Annotated in this window: 15 protein-coding genes; 6 read left to right on the top strand and 9 right to left on the bottom strand. The window is 65.1% G+C overall.

The features are described 5' to 3' along the window. Window positions 1-87: 87 nt before the first annotated feature. The 6 genes from LPJ38_RS12390 to LPJ38_RS12365 all read right to left on the bottom strand — a co-directional run bounded on the left by LPJ38_RS12390 (window position 88) and on the right by LPJ38_RS12365 (window position 5,500). Window positions 88-918: an energy transducer TonB gene (locus LPJ38_RS12390; RefSeq protein ID WP_145632553.1), complete on the bottom strand. Its 831-nt coding sequence runs from the start codon at window positions 916-918 to the stop codon at window positions 88-90. Further along, window positions 918-1,367 carry a TonB system transport protein ExbD gene (gene exbD / locus LPJ38_RS12385; RefSeq protein ID WP_145632555.1) on the bottom strand — a complete coding sequence of 150 codons (450 nt, stop codon included), beginning with the start codon at window positions 1,365-1,367 and terminating at the stop codon, window positions 918-920. The genes LPJ38_RS12390 and exbD overlap by 1 nt, the downstream gene beginning before the upstream one ends. Before the next feature lie 3 nt (window positions 1,368-1,370). Next, complete coding sequence (gene exbB, locus LPJ38_RS12380) at window positions 1,371-2,147, bottom strand: tonB-system energizer ExbB (protein WP_145632558.1); 777 nt, start codon at window positions 2,145-2,147, stop codon at window positions 1,371-1,373. 30 nt (window positions 2,148-2,177) lie between these two features. Beyond that, window positions 2,178-2,693 (bottom strand): heme utilization cystosolic carrier protein HutX, encoded by a 516-nt coding sequence (hutX, locus tag LPJ38_RS12375; protein WP_145632562.1) that lies wholly within the window; start codon window positions 2,691-2,693, stop codon window positions 2,178-2,180. Between the two features lie 26 nt (window positions 2,694-2,719). Further along, complete coding sequence (gene hmuQ, locus LPJ38_RS12370) at window positions 2,720-3,055, bottom strand: heme-degrading protein HmuQ (RefSeq protein ID WP_145632565.1); 336 nt, start codon at window positions 3,053-3,055, stop codon at window positions 2,720-2,722. 99 nt (window positions 3,056-3,154) lie between these two features. After that, the gene (locus LPJ38_RS12365; protein ID WP_208750534.1) at window positions 3,155-5,500 is read right to left on the bottom strand and encodes a TonB-dependent hemoglobin/transferrin/lactoferrin family receptor; all 2,346 of its coding nucleotides are present in this window, start codon (window positions 5,498-5,500) and stop codon (window positions 3,155-3,157) included. Window positions 5,501-5,760: 260 nt separating this feature from the next. On the opposite strand from LPJ38_RS12365, the gene LPJ38_RS12360 reads away from it, so the two are divergent. Genes LPJ38_RS12360 through LPJ38_RS12345 form a run of 4 tightly spaced genes read left to right on the top strand, consistent with a single transcriptional unit; the run spans window position 5,761 to window position 8,818 of the window. Continuing rightward, the gene (locus LPJ38_RS12360; RefSeq protein ID WP_231088618.1) at window positions 5,761-5,967 is read left to right on the top strand and encodes a hemin uptake protein HemP; all 207 of its coding nucleotides are present in this window, start codon (window positions 5,761-5,763) and stop codon (window positions 5,965-5,967) included. 6 nt (window positions 5,968-5,973) lie between these two features. Next, window positions 5,974-6,927, top strand: a complete 954-nt coding sequence (locus LPJ38_RS12355) for a heme/hemin ABC transporter substrate-binding protein (protein WP_145632571.1) — start codon at window positions 5,974-5,976, stop codon at window positions 6,925-6,927. Beyond that, entirely contained in the window at window positions 6,924-8,021 is a 1,098-nt protein-coding gene (locus LPJ38_RS12350; protein WP_145632574.1) for a FecCD family ABC transporter permease, read from the top strand. The genes LPJ38_RS12355 and LPJ38_RS12350 overlap by 4 nt, the downstream gene beginning before the upstream one ends. Then, window positions 8,018-8,818 carry a heme ABC transporter ATP-binding protein gene (locus LPJ38_RS12345; RefSeq protein WP_145632576.1) on the top strand — a complete coding sequence of 267 codons (801 nt, stop codon included), beginning with the start codon at window positions 8,018-8,020 and terminating at the stop codon, window positions 8,816-8,818. The genes LPJ38_RS12350 and LPJ38_RS12345 overlap by 4 nt, the downstream gene beginning before the upstream one ends. A gap of 168 nt (window positions 8,819-8,986) precedes the next feature. Here LPJ38_RS12345 and LPJ38_RS12340 read toward each other — a convergent pair whose 3' ends face one another. The 3 genes from LPJ38_RS12340 to hemN form a co-directional block, all read right to left on the bottom strand. Then, the gene (locus LPJ38_RS12340; RefSeq protein WP_145632579.1) at window positions 8,987-10,666 is read right to left on the bottom strand and encodes a mucoidy inhibitor MuiA family protein; all 1,680 of its coding nucleotides are present in this window, start codon (window positions 10,664-10,666) and stop codon (window positions 8,987-8,989) included. 180 nt (window positions 10,667-10,846) lie between these two features. After that, window positions 10,847-12,058, bottom strand: a complete 1,212-nt coding sequence (locus LPJ38_RS12335) for an NnrS family protein (RefSeq protein ID WP_145632581.1) — start codon at window positions 12,056-12,058, stop codon at window positions 10,847-10,849. A gap of 215 nt (window positions 12,059-12,273) precedes the next feature. Further along, the gene (hemN, locus tag LPJ38_RS12330; protein WP_145632584.1) at window positions 12,274-13,626 is read right to left on the bottom strand and encodes an oxygen-independent coproporphyrinogen III oxidase; all 1,353 of its coding nucleotides are present in this window, start codon (window positions 13,624-13,626) and stop codon (window positions 12,274-12,276) included. A 337-nt stretch (window positions 13,627-13,963) separates the two neighbouring features. Between hemN and LPJ38_RS12325 the strand changes: the two genes are divergently transcribed. After that, complete coding sequence (locus LPJ38_RS12325) at window positions 13,964-14,989, top strand: Fe(3+) ABC transporter substrate-binding protein (RefSeq protein WP_145632587.1); 1,026 nt, start codon at window positions 13,964-13,966, stop codon at window positions 14,987-14,989. 130 nt (window positions 14,990-15,119) lie between these two features. Further along, a complete protein-coding gene (locus LPJ38_RS12320) occupies window positions 15,120-16,691 on the top strand; it encodes an ABC transporter permease (RefSeq protein ID WP_231088617.1) in 1,572 nt (523 codons plus the stop codon).

Raw genomic sequence — 16,691 nt, 5'->3', positions numbered from 1 at the left:
ATGACGAGGATGGACCTCCATTCCCGCGCTCACGATGGATTCGCAGAGACAGCTTCCCATTCCTAAGGGTGGGAGTGAAAGGCAGTATCAGCGCACCGTAAAGTCGACGGGAATCGTGAAGTCCATCGAGCTGTTCTTGATTTCCGGCGGAATCGGCGGGAACGGCGCGGCCTGCCGGATCATCGACAACGCCTTGGCGTCGAACGCGGCAACGCCGGAGGAACTGATGCGGCTGGACATGATCTGTCCGCTGCGTCCGATCGTGAAACTCACCCGGACCAATCCCCGCTGGTCGTTGCCGCCCGACGGATAGGAATGAAAGCGCATCAAGTGCGCTCGCACGCGCTGATTGTAGGTCGCAACCAGCGACGCGAGAGCGCCCGCGCTCATGGCTGACGCGGCGGGCGCCTCGCGCTCGGCGCGTGGCGGTGCGCTGGTGCGCGGCGCAGGCGGCGCCTCCGACGGCTTCCTGGCCTCGCGACGGACTACCTTCGGCTTCTCAGGCGCAGGCTTTTCTTGCGGCACGATCTTCGCGGGCTCGGGCTTGGCCGGCGTCGGCTCCAATTTCTGCTCCGGTGGGGCAACGACGTCCGGCTTTTCCTGCGGCGGTGTGGGCGCGAGGGTCTCCTCGACCGTCTGCCGCTGCATGGGCTCCGGCGGTGAGGCCTCGGCCTCCTGCATCACGGGCCCCGGCGCCGTATCAACCGACGTGGACTGCGGTGCCGACGTCACGGGCGTCATGTCGACCATGATTGCCGGCAGGCTGACGCCCTGCTCCGGCGGCGATCTGAGCCAGTTCATCGCCAGTAACGCCGCGGCGACATGCAATGCAACGATCACTGCGGCCGATACGCCCCAGCGCGCGGTCTCCGCCTCACCGAGCGGCTCGTGCAGCGCAAACGCGTTAGCGGCAGCCATCAGCTGCGTCCGTCGAGGCCGACCAGGGCGACCTTGAGATAGCCGGCATTGCGCAGGCTGTTCATCACCTCCATCAAGTCGCCATAGGAGACGGCCTTGTCGGCGCGCAGATAGATGCGCTCGTCCTTGCGGCCCTTGGTGGCGGCGGTGAGCGCGTTGACAAGACCGTCGCGGGTCATGGTGTCCTCGCCGACGGCAACAGTAAGATCCGGCTTCACCGTCACGAAGACCGGCTTGTCCGGCCGTGGCGCAGGTTCGGCGGCTGTCGCCGGCAGATCGACGCCGATGTCGACCGTGGCGAGCGGAGCGGCCACCATGAAGATGATCAGCAGCACCAGCATCACGTCGATGAACGGCGTGACGTTGATCTCATGGGTGACGTCGAGATCGCCAGGATCGCCGCGCGACCTGAGCGGTGATCCCGAACGTGCGCCGAGCTTCGCGGCCATGGCCTACTCCGCCGCCCGCGCCAGGCTGAACGTCCTGTGGTCGCGCTGGCGGCTCACCAACAGCATGAGCTGTGCCGAGGCATCGCCGAGCAGCGCGCGATAATTGGCGATGCCGCGGACCAGGTGATTGTAGACCACCACCGCCGGGATCGCGGCGACGAGGCCGAGCGCGGTCGCAAGCAATGCCTCCGCGATGCCGGGCGCGACCACGGCGAGGCTGGTGGTGTGGCTCTCGGAGATGCCGATGAAGGCGTTCATGATGCCCCACACCGTGCCGAACAGACCGACGAACGGCGCGGTGGCGCCGATGGTTGCGAGCACGCCGGTGCCGCGCGCGATCTGCCTGGACATCGCCGCCTCTACGCGCTCCAGCCGCAGCGCCACCCGTTCCTGCAGTCCGTCGTCGAGGATGCCGCCGGAGAGCTCCGCCTCCCTTGCACAGGACTGGATGAGCTGCGCCACCGCGTCACGCGCATCGCCGGCGCGATCGGCCGCCTCGGTGAGCCTGATGTTGCCTTCGAGCGCGCGCGTCCGCTGCAGGGCAAGTGCGCCCTTGCGGCGTAGCTCGATGGACTTGGCCAGCCACACCGTCCACGTCACCAGCGAGGCGATGGCCAGTCCCACCATCACCGTCTTCACGACGATGTCGGCGCCCTGGAACATGCCCCAGGGCGACAGATTGCGCGGCAACAATGCCTCGTCGATCGCGAAGGCCGGTGCCGGCGCCAACGCCAGCACGATGGTTAGGATCACATGCCGAAGCCTGGAATTGCTCTGCATCTTGATCTCCCGACAGACATATAAAAGAGGCTACGCGGTGGGCTGCGCCACTATCCGGTCCGCAAGCTGCCGAAACTGCGCCAGCTGGTCCGTGCGCAGCGCCCGGGTCTCGTCACGGCCGACGAACACCTTGAACATGATGCCGCCATCGGCGTTGACGAACGCGGCGAAGGCGGACGTCTTGCCCATGAAAGGACGCTCGACGAAGGCAATTCCCGCGCAGCGCTCGTGGCGGAAATGGCCGTGCAGGCCCTTCGGCTGCATCAGGTTGAAATAGCCGCGGCCGATCTCGCCCACCGGGATGCTACCTGTGAACTCGAAGATCGCATCGTCCGTGTGCACGATCAGCGTGACCTCACCCCATTGTGCGATGTCCTGCATGGCGGCGGCGAAATGCTCGCCGTCCCCGATGCGCACCATGGACGACGGCAGTGCCTCAATCACCGCGCGCGGGGTGACCTTGCGCTCGCGCGCAACATCCTCGATCACCGCGCCGGGATTGTCGGCCATATACGCCTTGAGATCGGCGAGATCCGTGCTCAGCATATCCGGCTCCCTTAGCTGGTCGCGATCTAAGCGGCGGCGTTCGTCTTGCGCTCGGTCATGATGACCTCGAACCCCTCGAACTTGGGATGGCCGAGATAGAGGCTTTCGCCGGTCTTGTTGTCGGCGCGCGCATGCGCGCGGCGGAATTCCTCCGAGCGCGTCCAGGCCTCGAAGGCGGCCTTGTCGACCCACACCGTGTGCGAGGAATACAGCGTGTGATCCTCGAGCACCGGTCCCTTGAGCAAATGGAATTCGACGAAGCCGGCCATGCTGCCAAGATAGGATTCCCGGGTGCGCCAGACGGTCTCGAAAGCGGCTTCCGAACCGAGTTTCACCTGGAAACGATTCATTGCGATGAACATGAAAGTCTCTCCTTCTGATCTGGATGAAAACGCGCCGAAGCCGCGCTGGAGCATCAGCGCGGCCCGGCGGGGATCGCTGGTGTTGCGATGCCTGCCGGCTCACGCACCTCCAAAGTGGATCTTCATGCCAGCCTTGTAGACCCTGCCCGGGCCCGGGCTCGTCCACAGCACGTCGTTCTGCGAGGTGCCGTCGGTCGAACTGCCGGGAATGGCGTAAGGCCGGTAATACTGGTTCAAGAGATTGTCGATCGACGCCGAGAACACGATGTCCCTGGTCGCGTTGTAGGTCATATAGAGATTGACCAGGTCGTAGCCGGTCGACCGGACATAATTGGCAGGCACGTCGTTGTTGGGACCGAACGAGGCCCACTGCGCCGAAAGTATCAGCGTGCGATCGAGCAGGCGGACACCACCGGTCGTGACGACCTTGGTCGGCGTGATGGTCGCCAGCCCGATATTGGTCTGGACGTTCTTGCCCTGGATGTAGTGGCCGGCGACGCCGATGAACCAATCGCCGGCGTCGTACATCGTCTCCGCCTCGAAGCCCTGAATGCGGGCATTGGCGATGTTCTGATACTGATAGTACTGGCTGAACGAGCCGAACGGCGGCACCGGGACGGGCGCCGACGCGACCAGGTCGATATAGTCGCTGACGTCATTGCGGAACAGGTTGATCTTGCCGCGGAACGAATCGTTGGCGCTGAAGATGCTGTCATACTTCAGGTTGAAGCCGACTTCCTTGTTCTTGCCGACCTCAGGACGAAGATTCGGATTGGGCAGGAAGCAGAACAAGCCCACCGTGCCATCGGGACAGGGGAAGAAGGCCGGTCCACCACCGGTCGCGTGCGCACCGGAAATCACGGTCTCGGTGATCGACGGCGCGCGATAGCCTTCGGCATAGCTGACATAGGGCTGAAAGCCCGGGATCGGCGTGACGCCGAGGGTGATCTTCGGCGAGAACCGATCGCCGCCGGCGCTGGTCCTGCCGGAATCGAGGTCGTAGCGGTCATAGCGGATCGCGCTCACCGCCTCGAACCAGGTGCTGTAATTCTGCTTCAACTGAACGAAGCCGCCCGAGACGGTACGGATGCCACTCGGCGTGGTGATGTTGGAGTTGCCGCGGCTGTCCGTCGTGATCACATCGTCCTGGAACGCGTCGACACCCCAGGTAACGGCATTGCGCCAATCGCCGACGTTGAAGCGCGAGGTGTTGTTGACGTCGATGCCGTACGTATTGAGCACATAGCCGCGCGTGCCGCCGACACATCCCGAAACGTTGTTGCCGAGACCGCCGTTGCAATAGGCCGACGGCGTCGTGCCGTTGTGATAGGTCTTGGTCTGATCGTTATCGACGCGGTTGCCATACACCGACATCTGCCAGTCGAACAGATTGTCGCTCGGCAGCGAGTATTTCCAGGTGACGGTGCCGGTGTAGTTCTTGACGTCGGACGCATAGACCGACGAGCCCTGATAGAGCGCGCGCTGCGCCGCCGTTGCCACCGGGCCGCGATTGAACTGGCCGATGTCGTATTGATAGTCCTGGAACACCGCGCCGAACTTGACCTCGTGGCCGAGAGCGGGACGCACTGTGACCTTCATCAATCCGGCCTCGACCTGATTGCCGGTGTTGCCGATCTCGGTGCCGTTGCCGTCCTTGTAATTGCCCTGCGTGCGATAGACGGCGCCGCCGAAGACGTCGACGTCGGGCGTGGCGCGCACGCCGCCGAACACCGAGCCCAGGCCGCGATTATTGTTGGATCCGTAAGAGCCTGAGAGATCGACGCCCCAGCGCTCGCCGGGGCGCAGCACGTCATTGATGTCCTTGGTGCGGAACGACGCCACGCCGCCGATCGCGCCGGAGCCGTAGATGTTGGCCGTGGGACCGCGCACCACATCGACGCCGCCGATCAATTCAGGATCGAGGAAGAAGGAGCCGTTGGCATTGTGGCCGGTGCGCTGGTAGTTCTGCCGCGCGCCGTCGACGACGACCGCGACGCGGCCGAAGTCCTGCAAGCCGCGGATGTTGATGACCGTCGCGGGATCGTCGCCGCGCTCCTGAAACGACACGCCGGGCACGGCATAGAAGATGCTCGACAGCCGGTTCGGCTGCAGCCCCTGAATCTGGTCGAGCGAAATGGAGCTGACGGGCGCAAGCGAGTCGATCGCGCGCTCCTTGGTCTTCGTGGCGGCAGCCGTGATGGTATCGAGTGCCTGGACGCCGACAACTACCTGCGCGTGCGCATCGCGCACGCCGGCACTGGGCTGCTGTTGCGCGACTTGCGGCTTCGCCGGCTTGCGCTTGGCCTGCTTCGCCCTTTCCGACCAGGCACTTTCGACTTGCGGCGATGCGGTCTGCGCAAGACCCCGCTCCGCCGTCATTGCCGCGATTGAAACCACCGACGCGCCCAAAATCAGGGCGCGCGAATACCTAGCCCCGTCAGCCATATCAGCCCCAGCCTGCACTTCATTTTAATTTTGGCGTCTTTGGCTGGCGTGCGTTCGCGACGCGAACGGCTGGCTGGCTCGGTTCTCAAAATGCGGGGACGTCACCCCGCTGCCATAATTGGTTACGTGGCAACACTCTGACGGTCAATGACATCACGTTGCAGTTTATATCGATTGTAAACTGCCGCCGTTGGAATGCGCCGTGCGCCGCTTATACAAAGCAGGACGCATCTGAAATTTCGAAAGCGCATTACAGCACAATGTCAGCAACGTCCGGAAACAGCGGCAGCGTCGCGGCAGGGCCGGCGGGAAACCCTTCTGCGACAACGAGAACCCTCACGATGCGAGGGAGCCGGATCGACAGCCGCGAGCTGTTTGCGGCCGAGCGCGAGATCATCATCGCGCATGGCGAGGACAGCTATCGCTTGCGCCTGACGTCGCAGAACAAGCTGATCCTGACCAAGTAAACCGCAATGACATTTTGTCGCAGCATCGCAAGTCTCCTGCTCTCCTGCACATTCGCGCTCGTACCGGGCGCGCATGCCGCCGGTATCATCGTGCATGATGCGCGCAATCGCGACGTCGCCGTCACCGATGTCGCGCGCACGGTCTCGATCGGCGGCGCCATCACCGAAATCCTTTATGCGCTCGGCCTGGAGAGCAGGCTGGTCGGCGTCGACACGACGAGCCTCTATCCGCCCTCAGCGCTGCACGACAAACCCAATGTCGGCTACATGCGCAAGATCTCCGCCGAAGGCGTGCTCGGCCTCAACCCCTCGCTGATCCTGGCGATCCAGGGATCTGGCCCGCCCGAGACCATGGACATCCTCGAGGCGGCAAAGGTGCCGCTGGTGCTGGTGCCCGAGACGTTCTCGGAAGACGGTTTGGTCGAGAAGATCAAGCTGGTCGGCCATGCCATGGGCGTCGACGCGCGCGCCGCATGCCTGAGCGCTGCGGTCAGTGCCGATCTCGCGCAACTTCGCGCGCTGCGTGCCAAGGTGACGAAACCGGTGCGCGTGATGTTCGTGATGTCGCTCCAGAACGGGCGGGCCATGGTCGCCGGCCACAAGACCGCGGCCGACGAGATCATCCAGCTCGCCGGCGCGGCCAATGCCATCGACGATTACGACGGCTACAAGATCATCGGCGACGAGTCGATCGTAGCCGCCAAGCCCGATGTCGTGCTGTCGATCGAGCGCGGCAAGGATTCTCTCCAGGCCGACGCGGTCTATGCCCATCCCGGCTTTGCGCTGACGCCGGTCGCGGCCAACAAGAGCTTCATCACCATGGACGGGCTCTATCTGCTCGGCTTCGGGCCGCGCACCGCGGCGGCGGCGCGCGATCTCTCGGTCAAGCTCTATCCGGCACTGGCCAACCAGGGCGGCAGCTTCACGTCGGCTCTGTCGGCGACGAATTGCCGGCAATGAGCGTGGCGCTCGGGACGGACGCGCGAAGCCCGCGGCGACGCGCCGCTGCAGGACGGCGTTCGGCCTCCTTCGCGCTTCCCCTGCTGCTCGTGCTGCTCGCGCTCACCGCCATCGTTGCGTTGACGGTTGGCGCGGCCGGCATTCCGCTCTCGCGGCTGCCCGCTGCGCTTGGCCTTGCCGGCAACACGGCGGGCGAGGGCATGGCCGCCCGCGACCAGCTCGTGCTGTGGTCGATCCGCATTCCCCGGATCGTGGCGACCGCGATGGTCGGCGGCCTGCTCGCGGCCGCCGGCGCAATCATGCAAGGACTGTTTCGCAATCCGCTCGCCGATCCCGCGCTGGTCGGTGTCTCCAGCGGTGGCGCGCTCGCGGCGGCGAGCGCGATCGTGTTCACGGATTCACGCTTCGGCGAAGCGCTGCGCTTCCTGCAGACCGAGCTGTCGCCGCTCGCGGCCTTTGCAGGCTCGCTCGTCACCACCGCGGTCCTCTACGGCATCTCCAGCCGCTCCGGGCGAACCTCGATCGCGGTCTTCCTGCTCGCCGGTGTCGCCATCACTGCCATTGCCAATGCCGGCATCGGGCTCCTGGTGTTCGTCGCCGACGACCGCCAGCTCCGCGACATCACGTTCTGGCTGCTGGGCTCGATGAGCGGCGCGACCTGGACCAAGGCCGCCGTGCTTGCGCCGATCCTGATCGTTGGGCTTGTCGCCTGCGCCTTCATCGCGCGCGGGCTCGATCTGCTGGTGCTCGGCGAGGCCGACGCGTTTCACGGCGGGGTCGACGTCGAGCGGCTGAAACGGATCTCGATCGTCATGGTTTCGGCCATGACCGGGGTCGCGGTGTCGATCAGCGGCGTCATCGGCTTCGTTGGCATCGTCGTGCCGCATCTGCTCCGGCTCGTCATCGGGCCGGAGCATCGTCTGCTGCTGCCGGCCTCGGTGCTGTCAGGTGCGATCCTGATGGTGGGTGCCGACACGCTGGCGCGCACGATCGTGGCGCCGGCGGAGATGCCGATCGGCATCCTAACCGCGGCAGTCGGCGCACCGGTTTTCCTCGTCATCCTGCTGCGGCAGCGCGGGCTTGCTCCACTATGAGCGCCGTGATCGAGGCGCGTGGCTTGGTCAAGCGCGCCGGCCGCGCGACGCTGCTCGACGGGGTCGGCATGACTGTTTCGGCCGGCGAGATGGTCGCCATCATCGGTCCGAACGGCGCCGGCAAGTCGACGCTGCTGCGGCTACTCTCCGGCGATCTCCGCCCGAACGCGGGCGAGGTACGGCTGAAGCAGCGCGCCATCGGCAGCTACAGGCCGCGCGAGCTCGCCGCGCACCGCGCCATGCTGTCCCAGCACATCAACGTCACATTCCCCTTCACGGTCGAGGAGATCGTGCTGATGGGCGCGGGCGATCGCAGTTTGCGCGAGGCGGGCGCGCTCGTGGACGCCGCGCTGGACGAGGTCGGCCTCTCCTATTTCAGGGACCGGCAATTGCCGACGCTGTCCGGCGGCGAGCAGCAGCGCGTCCATTTCGCCCGCGTGCTGGTGCAGCTCGCCTGCGGCGAGGCCGAGCATGGTCCGGGACTTCTGCTGCTGGACGAGCCGACCTCGAGCCTCGACCTGCGCCACCAGATCGACCTCGTCGAAGCGGCGCGCCGCCGCGCTGGCCGCGGCACGGCCGTGATCGCGATCCTGCACGATCTCAATCTCGCGATCCGTTTCGCCGACCGCCTGGTCGTGCTGAACGGCGGCCGGCTCGCTGCCGATGGCCCGCGCACGGAAGTTGTGACGCGCGAGATCATCCGGGATATTTTCGAGATCGACGCGGTCGTGCATCAGGCTGACGGCGTGCCGTATGTGCTGCCGCAGTCGATGCGGACAATTGGGACTGGAATTTAGCCGATCCTGTTTCTGCAACAACGGTGCGCTCCCTCCCCCCCCCGCCTGCGGGGGAGGGTTGGGGAGAGGGTAGCTCCACAACGGGACAATCCTCCAGAGGAGAGAGCCCTCACCCCAGCCCTCTCCCGCAAGCGAGAGAGGGAGAGCACTTCATTCGCGGCTACAGCCCTAACCCGACGGCACGATCACCACGCCCTTGTCCTTCGGCCAGCGGATGCGCCAGGCGAAGTTGATATCGCGGGCCTCGCCTGGCTTGGCGTCGAATGACCATTCCAGCACGCCGCGCTTGTCGCGGATGTTGCTCGCGGTCGGCGGCATGGTTGCGGGCAGCATCTCGACCACGATCTCTTCGTTCTCGCTGACCGGCAATTGGTCCTCGATCGCGATCTTGATCGGGAAATCGTGTCCGTTGCGGACCGTCGTCTTGAACGAACGCTCGTCGGTCTTCGACGTCGTGACCAGCAAGCCCGCCGAGCCCTCATTGCGCTTGAGCACGGCGCGTTCAATCTTGACCTTGTCGTCGGCACCGAAACCGAGCCGTACGATGTCGTCCTTGGCCGATGCCGTGATCTTGCCGCGACCGACGAAGACGCCGTCGCGGTAGATCGCGACCTTGCCGGGCAGCAAGGTGGTGTCGTCGGTTTGCTTGAAGCTGGCTTCGAGGAAGGCGGTCGGATCGATCACCGGCGCGGCGCGCACCGAAAGATCGGCGGGCACGGTCGTCGCCGCGATCTTCAGGCTCTTGGCGCCCTCGGCGGCACCGAGACTGACGCGGCCGGGAATCCTGAAAGTGGCCTGGAAGTCGCCGATCTCGGCGACCGCTCGCCTTTCCTCGGCTCGCTGAGCGAATTCCTCCCTGGCTGCATCGGAAGAAGCTGCCTCCATCTTCCGCTGAACGGGAGGTGCCGGAGCGGGCATGGGTATATCCGCGACCGAACCCAGTGCGCGGGGCTTCGGCGACTGCGGATATTGGGCGACCAATGAATTCAGCTCCGGCGCGCTGCCGCTGCGGCTGATGCGGACGGTAGAGACGCCGAGCGCCACGTTGGACCAGTCCTCGCCGGTCGATTGCGTGATCTCGGCGCGACGGACCAGTTCCAGCTGCGGCTTGCGGTCCTTGGCGCCGGTGTCGAGCCGGGCGTCGTAGAGCGGCAGCCAGCGCGCATTGCGCACGTTGTACGTTACCCGCAGCGTCGCCTTGGTCGCGACCGGTGAGGCGACCTCCATGCGAACTTCGAGCTTGCTCGGCGGCTTGGCCTTGCGCTCGGCTTCGAGCTGGGCGACCTGGCGATCGATCTCGCGCTGCTTGCGCGTCGCTTCACGGATGGCAGCATCGGCGCTCGCGATTTCCTCGCCGACCGCAGCAAAGGCCGTGCGCCATTCGGCGATCGGACGCGCCTCGCCCCTCTCGCCGATGCCCACGGGGGAAGCTTCGGCAAAGTGCTCCGCGAACTTGCGGCGCGCATTGGCCGAGTCGATCGCGCCTTGCAGGTCGGCGCGCTGGTCGTTCAGGGCTTCGATGCGTTTTTCCAGCTCGGGCAGGTTGACCGGTGCCGCGCGCGGCGACCGCGCATCGATCGTGCCGATGGTGAGCTTTGCGCCGCCTTCCCCCTCGACCCGGATGGAGGACGTATCGAGGGTCAGCGGAAAGTCCTTGGCGACAAGTGTCGAATCCCCGGACGGCAGGTCGACATTGATGATGCGGGTGACGGTGGCACCGTCGGGATAGACGGTGACGGTGTCGATCGCCGACGTCGCATCCACATCGGCGGCCCAAGACGGCGATGCCGTCGCCATGACGACCAGAACGAGGCTCGTCGTTGCCAGATAGCTTGCGGTGATGCGCATAAGTCCCTCCTGCCGGTCCCGCCGCGCCGCCAGCCGGACGCGTGCGATCAAATGCCTCGCCATCGTGGTTGGACGCGGCAGCAAAGGAACTGGTTCGATTGGGGTTTCCGTGGGGCACTGCTGCGGCGGCACAATGGCCGTGCGGCGGATCGGGACGGCCTTGGCCAGCGCGGCGCGATCTTAGCGCGCCGGGAGGGGCAACCCCATGATGGCGAGCGCGCGCCGGCGGCTGCCCGCGAGCAGCGGACCAAACGCGATCGCAAACCCGAGGAACGCGACGACCCAGCCGCAGGCGGCAATGTGCAGCAGCACATCGCCATAGGCCGGCAGCACCATGGCGGCGACGCGCGCCAGCGCCGCGACGATGATCGCGAGGTAAATCCCTTGTGTCGCCGGCGAGGCCGTCAGCGCCTGTCCGGTATGGCCGAGGCTTGCCCGGGTCATCACCGCGAGCGTCATGATTCCGGCCGCGCCCGTCATCCAGGCGTGGATGCCCGCGCTCGGCGGCAGCACGCCGAAGCCCGCCAGCGCATGCAGGAGGAAGCCGAGCGGCACGAAGACATAGCCGACATGCAGGATCAGCAGGAGCCGCTCGCGCGTGGTGCGGTCGCCGGCCCAGCGCGCAAGCCGCACCAGATGCAGCACGCCGACGAGCCCCATCGCGACGCCGGTGACGGCATTCAAAGGCGTTACGATCCACGAGATGAGCGCGAGCGCGCTGCAGCCGATCACTGCGCCGTCGAAGCGCCCGAACGGTACCGGCAAGTGGCCGGGATTGAACTTGACCAGCCAATTGCGGGTGAAGCTCGGGATGATGCGGCCGCCGATCAGCGCGATCAGCAGAACGACCACACCGATGCCGACGCGGATGCCGGTGTCCGCCGCCCCTTCAAAGTGCGCTTCGAGATGAAAGCCGACGTTGCCGGCAAGCAGCACCAGCACGAGCGCCACCACCGGCAGGTTGCGCCAGTTGCCGCCCGCGATGATCTCACGCGTCGCGGCGGCGACGACCAGCGCCAGGAAGCCGGCATCGACGAGAAGGGCGAACACCCAGCCGATCTCGGCCGACAGCGTCACCGCGACACGTCCGGCAAACCAGACCACCAGCAACGCTCCAAGCGAGGTGCCCCGGATCGGCAGCCGCCCGGTCCAGTTCGGGATCGCCGTGAACAGGAATCCGGTGATCACCGCCGGCAGGAAGCCATAGAGCATCTCGTGGACGTGCCAGTCGCGAGGCGCGAAGGCCGATGTCACCGACAATTCGCCGTAGAACATCGGCAGCCAAGCCAGGATCGACAGGGCGGCCTGGATCGCGGCGAACAGGAAAAAGGGCCGAAAGCTGTTCGCAAACAGCGGCCAGCCCTCGAAGTTGCGGGATCGGGTGCCAGCCATGGGATCAACTCCTGGAAATTCAAACTGTGTCAGGAAAAATATTGCCGTCCGGCCGATCCGTTTTGCGCTATCGCAAACTGCTCGACGATTGCAGGTGCCATCACACTCCCCAGCGTCAAGGAGACGAGCCCGGAATCCGTCGTGCAGCGGATGACGTGGAAGAATGGATTCCCGGTTCGCGCTTCGTGCGCCTCGGAATAACAGACTGTGAGAGTTCACACCGCCCGGCTGTGCAGCTGTTTTCCCGGATCCAGATGCGCATCGAACGCCGCCGCGACGCTGCGGACGAGGAAGCGCGAATCCCTTGCGACCGCGAGCCTGGCGCCGTCCAGCCTGACGACGCCGTCAGAGATCAGCGGCTTCAGACGCGAGGCCGACTTCAACATCACCCCGGGCTCCGCGCCATGACGGGCGCAGATGTCGCCGAGATCGGCACTGAACTCGCACATGATGCGCTCGATGATGTCGGCGCGCAGCCGGTCGTCGTCGGTGAGGCCGTAGCCTTTCGCGGTGGCGAGATGGCCGGCGTTGATGCTCTGCGCATAGGCGCCGATCTGCGCCTCGTTCTGGACATAGCCCTGCGGCAAATGTCCGATCGCGCTCGCGCCGAAACCGAGCAGGACGTTACCCCTGTCTGTGGTATAGCCCTGGAAGTTACGCCGCAGCGTTCCCTCCTTGAGGGCCACGGCCATGGAATCGTCAGGTCGCGCGAAATGGTCGAGCCCGATCTGCACGTAGCCGGCCTCCTTCAGCACATTCGCGATCGCGCAAGCCTGGTCGTGGCGCGCCGGACCGTCTGGCAGGACGGCGTCGTCGATCATGCGCTGATGCTTCTTGAAATCAGGCACATGGGCATAGCCGAACACCGAGAACCGGTCGGGCGCCAGCGCGAGCGCACGCCGGACCGTGTCCAGGCACGAGGCGACGGTCTGATGCGGCAGCCCGTAGATCAGGTCGAAATTGATCCCGGTGATACCGGCACGCCTGAGCATGTCGACGACGGACGCCGTCCGCTCGAAACTCTGTACGCGATTGATCGCACGCTGCACGACCGGATCGAAACTCTGAACGCCGAGGCTGGCGCGATTAACGCCCGAGAGCTGCATCGCCTCCACCATGTCGGCGGTCAACGTGCGCGGATCAATCTCGACTGCGATCTCGGCCGCCGGCAACACAGAGAACGCCTGGCGCATCAGGGCCATCAACTCGGCGAAGGCTTCCGGCGCCATGATCGTCGGCGTGCCGCCGCCGAAATGAATGTGCTCGACTTTCATACGATGGCTGATGGTGTCGGCCACCTGCACGATCTCGCGGCGCATTGTCCGCTGATAGGCCGCGATCAGCTCGTCGCGGCGGACGATCTGGGTATGGCAGCCGCAATACCAACACATCTCGCGGCAGAACGGCACGTGCAGATAGAGCGAGGCGCTGGCGCCGGCCGCTAACCCGGCGAGCCACCCGGCGTAGGTATGTCCACCGATCGCAGGCGAAAAATGCGGTGCGGTCGGATAGCTCGTGTAGCGCGGCAATCTCTCTTCGCCATAGCGCGCTGCGAGATCAAATCTCATGTCTTACCCATTCGTAAATCGATGCCGCGCGTCGCGGCAGTTCCGGGCACTAGATTATCCGGATCCAGGCGAGCGACCTTTGCGCTCGCTCAAACTCCGAACGCCGGATTTGCGTTATGATGGGGTTCAATCATCGCTATCTGGAGAGAGCCATGGCGTCGTACGGCAATACGCGGCGCTGTCTTCCATCATCGTCTCGGCCCACGAATTAGAACGAGTCTAAAGTCAGTTTGGAATTTCTCTAAGTCATGTCTCTCGCGACATCGCGTCGCTGACGTTGCCGCATCGGCTGCGCTACTCAATCGGGCGTTCAATCGCCCCCCTGGGAGCTGCCCTTATGATCAATCTTCGCGTCCTCGCCGCGTCAGCGGCGGTGTTGAGCCTGACCCTATCCTTCGTGTCGGAAGCAGCCGCCAATGGCGAGGTCAACGTCTATACCTATCGTGAGACCAAGCTGATCCAGCCGCTGTTCGACGCCTTCAGCAAGGATACCGGCATCAAGGTCAATGTCGTGTCCGCAAGCTCCGGTCTGGAGCAGCGTATGAAGGCGGAAGGCGCCAACAGTCCGGCCGACGTGCTGCTGACGGTGGACATCGGCCGCATCGACGAGGCCGTGCAGGCCGGCGTCACCCAGCCGATCAAGTCAGAGGTGGTCGAGAAGGTCGTGCCGGCGCAGTATCGCGATCCGGACGGACAATGGGCCGGCATCTCCATGCGCGCGCGCGTGATCTATGCCTCGAAGGATCGCGTCAAGCAGGACAAGATCACCTATGAGGAGCTCGCCGATCCCAAGTGGAAGGGCAAGATCTGCATCCGCTCGGGCCAGCACATCTACAACAACGCGCTGTTCGCGGCCTATGCCGCCAAGCATGGCGAAGCCAAAGCCGAGGAGTGGCTGCGCGGCGTGAAGGCCAATCTCGCGCAGAAGCCGTCGGGCGGCGATCGCGAAGCCGCGCGCGACGTTGCCGCCGGCAAGTGCGACATCGGCATCGGCAACACCTATTACTGGGCGCTGATGATGAACAACGATCCCGAGAAGAAACCGTGGGCGGAGGCGACCCGCGTCATCCTGCCGACCTTCGAAGGCGGCGGCACCCACGTCAACCTCTCCGGCGTGCTGCTTGCCAAGCACGCGCCCAACAAGGCCAACGGCATCAAGCTGATCGAGTGGCTCGTCAGCGAGCAGGCGCAGCAGATGTATGCCGACCAGAACTACGAATATCCGGTTCGCGCCGGTGTGGCCATCAACTCCACCATCGCCGGCTACGGCAAGCTCGGCCCGGATCCGTTGCCGATCGCGAAGATCGCCGCCAATCGCAAGGCTGCGGCCTCGCTGGTCGACAAGGTCGGCTTTGACAACTGATCTCTGGCGGCCCTCGTCTCTCAAACTAGAAGAAACTAAGGGCGCACGGCCTCGCTCAAGAGGTCGTGCGCACGCCGGACGCGCTGCAACCGCCATCGCGATCGCAACCGCGATCCTGGTCGCGGCGCCCGTGATCTCGATCGTTTCGCTGGCTCTGCAGCCGGCGGGCGATGTGTGGCACGACCTGATCAACTACGTGCTGCCGGCCGCCCTCCGGGATACCGCCCTTCTGCTCGTCGGGGTCGGCGCACTCACACTTCTGATCGGCGCCGGCACTGCGTGGGTAATGTCGCGCCACGATTTTCCCGGCCGGGGCATGCTGCTGTGGCTGATGCCGCTGCCGCTGGCGATCCCGACCTATCTTGCGGCTTACGTTTATGCCGACCTGTTCGAACCGCTCGGGCTGGTGCATCGCACTTTGGCGATCTGGCTGCCGCTGGGCGATGCCCTGGGCCTTCTGCCCAACCTGCGCTCGCTGCCGGGCGCCATCTTCGTGATCGGGCTCGTGCTCTATCCTTACGTCTATCTGGCGGCGCGGGCGACGTTCCAGGTTCAGTCTGCCGAATTCGCCGAGGCGGCTACGACGCTGGGCGCCGGCCGATGGACCATTTTCTGGCGCGTTTCACTGCCGATGGCGCGGCCGGCGCTTGCGGTCGGCGTGGCGCTCGTCGCGCTGGAAACGCTCAACGACATCGGCGCCAGCGAATATCTCGGCATCCGCACGCTGACGGTTTCGATCTTCACCACCTGGCTTAACCGCGGCAGCCTTGCCGGTGCGGCGCAACTCGCATGCCTGATGCTTGCGATCGTCGCCGGCTTGATCGCGATGGAGCGTTACGGCCGCCGCAATGCCAGCATCGCATTCTCGGCCGAAAGCCCGCATGTGAGGCAGCGGACCCCGCTTTCGGGCGCAAGAGCGTGGATCGCGTTCGCGGTCTGCGTGCTGCCGGTGCTGATCGGCTTCGTCGTGCCGCTGTCCTATCTGGCGCATCAGGCTCTCGGTCGCGGTCTCCTGACGAATTTTGACCCGCTCCTGTGGCGCCACACCTTCCATTCGTTTGCCTTTGCAGCGCTCGCGACGCTCATGGCGCTGATGCTTGCGCTCGCCACGACGATCGCGCACCGCTTTCGGCCCGATCCTCTGCGCTATCTGGTGATGAGCATCGCGCAGACCGGATACGCGCTGCCGGGTCTCGTGATTGCGCTCGGCCTGCTGACCCCGGTTCTGGCGGTCGATAACGCGATGAGCGTGGTCGCCGCCTGGATCGGACGTTCGTCGCCCGGGCTGATCCTGGTCGGCTCCGGGATGGCCGTCGTCATCGCCTATACGATCCGTTTTCTTGCCGTGCCGGTCGGCATGATCAAGGCCGGGTTCGACAGCATTCCGCGCGACTATGACGAGAGCGCACGCACGGTCGGCGCCGGCCAGGCAGTCATGTTGAGGCAGATCTATCTGCCGTTGCTCCGGCCCGCGATGCTTGGCGCCGTCATCGTCATGTTCGTCGACTGCTTGAAGGAGCTCCCGGCAACGCTGCTCTTGCGTCCCCTGAACGTCGAAACGCTGTCGACGTCGATCTACCAGTTCGCAAGCCGTGGCAATTTCGAGGACGGCGCGCTCGCAGCCCTCTTGATCGTCGCTGCCAGCATCGGCCCGGTCGCCTGGCTGACTAAGTTCTCCGATGTGCCGAGCGGGCCCGCTTGA

The sequence above is a fragment of the Bradyrhizobium daqingense genome (assembly GCF_021044685.1).
Classification (GTDB): domain Bacteria; phylum Pseudomonadota; class Alphaproteobacteria; order Rhizobiales; family Xanthobacteraceae; genus Bradyrhizobium; species Bradyrhizobium daqingense.
The sequence above is the reverse complement of the archived record's forward strand: the minus strand, read 5'-3'. Positions and strand labels throughout refer to the sequence as shown.

Bases quoted from the DNA above. Each gene is read 5' to 3' on its own strand.
- LPJ38_RS12390 (WP_145632553.1), bottom strand. From the start codon at position 918: ATGGCTGCCGCTAACGCGTTTGCGCTGCACGAGCCGCTCGGTGAGGCG.
- exbD (WP_145632555.1), bottom strand. From the start codon at position 1,367: ATGGCCGCGAAGCTCGGCGCACGTTCGGGATCACCGCTCAGGTCGCGC.
- exbB (WP_145632558.1), bottom strand. From the start codon at position 2,147: ATGCAGAGCAATTCCAGGCTTCGGCATGTGATCCTAACCATCGTGCTG.
- hutX (WP_145632562.1), bottom strand. From the start codon at position 2,693: ATGCTGAGCACGGATCTCGCCGATCTCAAGGCGTATATGGCCGACAAT.
- hmuQ (WP_145632565.1), bottom strand. From the start codon at position 3,055: ATGTTCATCGCAATGAATCGTTTCCAGGTGAAACTCGGTTCGGAAGCC.
- LPJ38_RS12365 (WP_208750534.1), bottom strand. From the start codon at position 5,500: ATGGCTGACGGGGCTAGGTATTCGCGCGCCCTGATTTTGGGCGCGTCG.
- LPJ38_RS12360 (WP_231088618.1), top strand. From the start codon at position 5,761: ATGTCAGCAACGTCCGGAAACAGCGGCAGCGTCGCGGCAGGGCCGGCG.
- LPJ38_RS12355 (WP_145632571.1), top strand. From the start codon at position 5,974: ATGACATTTTGTCGCAGCATCGCAAGTCTCCTGCTCTCCTGCACATTC.
- LPJ38_RS12350 (WP_145632574.1), top strand. From the start codon at position 6,924: ATGAGCGTGGCGCTCGGGACGGACGCGCGAAGCCCGCGGCGACGCGCC.
- LPJ38_RS12345 (WP_145632576.1), top strand. From the start codon at position 8,018: ATGAGCGCCGTGATCGAGGCGCGTGGCTTGGTCAAGCGCGCCGGCCGC.
- LPJ38_RS12340 (WP_145632579.1), bottom strand. From the start codon at position 10,666: ATGCGCATCACCGCAAGCTATCTGGCAACGACGAGCCTCGTTCTGGTC.
- LPJ38_RS12335 (WP_145632581.1), bottom strand. From the start codon at position 12,058: ATGGCTGGCACCCGATCCCGCAACTTCGAGGGCTGGCCGCTGTTTGCG.
- hemN (WP_145632584.1), bottom strand. From the start codon at position 13,626: ATGAGATTTGATCTCGCAGCGCGCTATGGCGAAGAGAGATTGCCGCGC.
- LPJ38_RS12325 (WP_145632587.1), top strand. From the start codon at position 13,964: ATGATCAATCTTCGCGTCCTCGCCGCGTCAGCGGCGGTGTTGAGCCTG.